Origin of the sequence: Celeribacter marinus (assembly GCF_965656515.1) — a bacterium.
In the GTDB taxonomy this organism is placed as follows: domain Bacteria; phylum Pseudomonadota; class Alphaproteobacteria; order Rhodobacterales; family Rhodobacteraceae; genus Celeribacter; species Celeribacter marinus_D.
On the sequence record NZ_CBFHKW010000101.1, the window covers coordinates 1 to 2943 of the forward strand.

General features: G+C 56.4%; 4 protein-coding genes. 3 read left to right on the forward strand and 1 reads right to left on the reverse strand.

What is annotated here, in order from left to right; translation table 11 throughout:
* Positions 1-629, reverse strand: a 629-nt coding sequence (locus ACTG34_RS13470; protein ID WP_439105393.1) for a Clp protease N-terminal domain-containing protein, incomplete at its 3' end; no start/stop codon positions are given.
* A gap of 162 nt (positions 630-791) precedes the next feature.
* Between ACTG34_RS13470 and ACTG34_RS13475 the strand changes: the two genes are divergently transcribed.
* From ACTG34_RS13475 to ACTG34_RS13485, 3 genes are all read left to right on the forward strand, one after another.
* Positions 792-1067, forward strand: a complete 276-nt coding sequence (locus tag ACTG34_RS13475) for a hypothetical protein (RefSeq protein ID WP_439105394.1) — start codon at positions 792-794, stop codon at positions 1065-1067.
* A 71-nt stretch (positions 1068-1138) separates the two neighbouring features.
* Positions 1139-1849 (forward strand): orotidine-5'-phosphate decarboxylase, encoded by a 711-nt coding sequence (pyrF, locus tag ACTG34_RS13480; protein WP_439105395.1) that lies wholly within the window; start codon positions 1139-1141, stop codon positions 1847-1849.
* 66 nt (positions 1850-1915) lie between these two features.
* The coding region (locus ACTG34_RS13485; RefSeq protein WP_439105396.1) for a DNA polymerase IV at positions 1916-2943 on the forward strand (1028 nt) is incomplete at its 3' end.

Consider the following 2943-nt stretch of genomic DNA (forward strand, 5'->3'; position numbering starts at 1 on the left):
ACGCCCGGTTCACCAATCAAAACGGGGTTATTCTTTGTGCGCCGCGAGAGCACTTGCATGGAGCGGCGAATTTCTTCGTCACGGCCAATAATGGGATCGATTTTGCCCTGTTCGGCGGCCTCGGTCAGATCGCGCGCGTACTTTTTCAACGCTTCATAGCCATCTTCAGCAGAGGCACTATCCGCTGTGCGCCCTTTACGAATGTCGTTGATTGCCTCGTTGAGGTTTTGCGCCGTCACGCCGCCCGATTCCAATGCCTTTTTGGCCTCGGAACGCGATAGCGCAAGCGCCGTCAAAAGGCGCTCAACAGGCACAAAGCTATCGCCCGCTTTCGTCGCAATTTTCTCAGCTTCATCAAGCACCTTTGCTGTGCTTTGATCCATGTACGTCTGACCGACATCGCCTGATACGCGCGGCAGCATACCCACGGCGACATCAACACTGGCGGCAACGGCTTTGGCATCGCCACCTGCGCGCATGATAAGATTCGACGCGAACCCCTCGCTATCATCCATAAGCGCTTTCAGCAGATGTTCTGGCTTAAGCGATTGATGGTTTTCGCGCATCGCAATCGTCTGTGCCGCCTGAAGAAAGCCGCGCGACCGCTCCGTGAACTTCTCCATGTCCATCGGTATCTCCTTTCATATAAAGCGTCCCGCTTTTGATGACGCCCGATATGGCGCGCCTCAGGTCGGAACCTTGATTTATAAATGGGAGGCATTGACTCAATCTCAAGGGTTGCAAGCGCAGATTCAGAACAATTGAACGCGGCGCCCCAACGGAGATGCAAGATGAAGTTATATAGCGCACAAGTCAGCGATTTGACCTTTGATGCCGCAACGCAACAATTTCAGGCCGACGTCATTTTTTACGAGGGCGGCGACCAGGTCACCTACGCCGTCGAGTTGTCAGCACCTTTTACCGCGTCCTTTGAGACGGTTTCGCGTGGGTTGATGGTGCGCGCTCGCGCCATCCGCAAACAAGAACGTGGTTCAAGCATTGCCTCCCTCAAATCAATCGCAGCACAACCAGTACAGATCAGATACGGCATTTCCCCCTTGGCCTAAATTCACCGGACACTTGACCGCAAACGGCGCAAAGCGCATGTGAAGGAAACCGACCACGAAAGGATTTCCCCATGACTGCCCATATGCCCGCCAATGACCGCTTGATTGTCGCCCTTGATGTCCCAAATGTTGTGCAGGGTCTCGAGCTAGCCACACGGATCGGGGATGCGGTGTCCTTTTACAAAGTCGGTCTTGGCATGCTGACCGGTGGCGGACTTGCGCTCGCCAACGAGCTTAAACAAGAGCATGGCAAAAAAATCTTTCTTGATATGAAGTTTTTCGACATCGGTGCAACTGTGGAAAACGCTGTGCGCGGCGTGGCCCAGTACAATATGGATTTCCTCACCGTTCACGGCGACCCCTACGTGGTCAAAGCCGCCAAAGAGGGTGCAAGTGGATCAGACACAAAGATCCTCGCTGTCACGATCCTCACCTCCCTTGATCGCGCAGATTTGGATGGCGCTCTCATAAAGTCGGGCGAAATTCGTGATCTGGTCCAAGAGCGTGCAGGCAATGCCTTCGCAGCGGGTGCGGACGGCGTCATCGCCTCCCCCCAAGAAGCCGCATTGATCCGCGCCCTTCCCGAGGCGGCTGGCAAGCTGATCGTAACACCAGGAGTGCGCCCAACGGGTGCAGCCTTGGGCGATCAAAAGCGCGTTGCAACCCCAGCCCAAGCAATCCGCGATGGCGCAGATCACATTGTCGTCGGGCGTCCGATCTGGCAGCACGCGGACCCGCGTGCAGCCGCTCAAATGATCCAAGACGAGATCGCGGGCCTCTAAATCAAGGCGACCTAGTACGCTATCCAAAGGGAGGCTACTGTTGTTGCACTGACTAAAGGACTTGTGATGCCTGCCCTATGCCGCGATTGCCTCACCACCTTTGAGAACGGTCCGCGCTGTCCGACGTGTGGGCGGCCGCGCATTGTAGCGCATGACGAGCTGTTTGATCTCGGGGTGGCGCATATGGATTGTGACGCTTTTTACGCCTCCGTGGAGAAGCGGGACAACCCTGCGCTACGCGACACGCCTCTCATTGTGGGCGGCGGACAGCGCGGCGTGGTGACAACTGCTTGTTATATTGCTCGCATTCACGGTGTGCGGTCCGCCATGCCGATGTTCAAAGCGTTACAACTGTGTCCAAACGCGGTTGTCGTCCCGCCTCGCATGGAGGCCTACGCGGAGGCCTCCCGCGCGATCCGCGCCTTTATGGACGAGCTGACGCCAGACGTGGAACCCCTCTCGCTTGACGAAGCGTTCATGGATTTGCGCGGAACAGCCAAGCTACACGGGAAACCGCCAGCCGTGATGCTCGCCCACCTGATCAAGCGCATGAATGACGAATTGGGCCTATCCGGGTCCATTGGCCTCAGCCACAACAAATTTCTCGCCAAAATTGCATCTGATCTGGACAAACCACGGGGGTTCTCCGTGATCGGCGCTAACGAGACCATGGATTTTCTCGCAAATAAATCTGTGAGTCTGATTTGGGGCGTTGGTGCCGCGACACGGACCTCTTTGGAAAAGGCCGGCATTCGCACCTTTATCGACCTGCGGCGGTGGGAAAAAGACGAGTTGAACACGCGCTTTGGCGCAATGGGCGAGCGCTTATGGCATCTTGCCCGAGGTCAGGACCACCGACGAATTTCGTCCTCTCGCCCGATGAAATCTATCTCGAACGAAACCACCTTTCCCAAAGACACCGCATCAATCGACGTTTTGGACGGCCACCTGTGGCGGTTGGCGCAAAAGGTATCTGACCGCGCCAAAGCCAAGGGGATTGCGGGACTGGTCGTGACCCTCAAGATCAAAAACTCCAAACACGCGAGCTTCACACGCCGTCTCACCCTGTATGACCCGACGAATACCGCTGACCG

What these genes read in the sequence shown, in the direction of transcription:
- ACTG34_RS13475 (WP_439105394.1), top strand. Translation starts at nt 792, where the DNA reads ATGAAGTTATATAGCGCACAAGTCAGCGATTTGACCTTTGATGCCGCA.
- pyrF (WP_439105395.1), top strand. Translation starts at nt 1,139, where the DNA reads ATGACTGCCCATATGCCCGCCAATGACCGCTTGATTGTCGCCCTTGAT.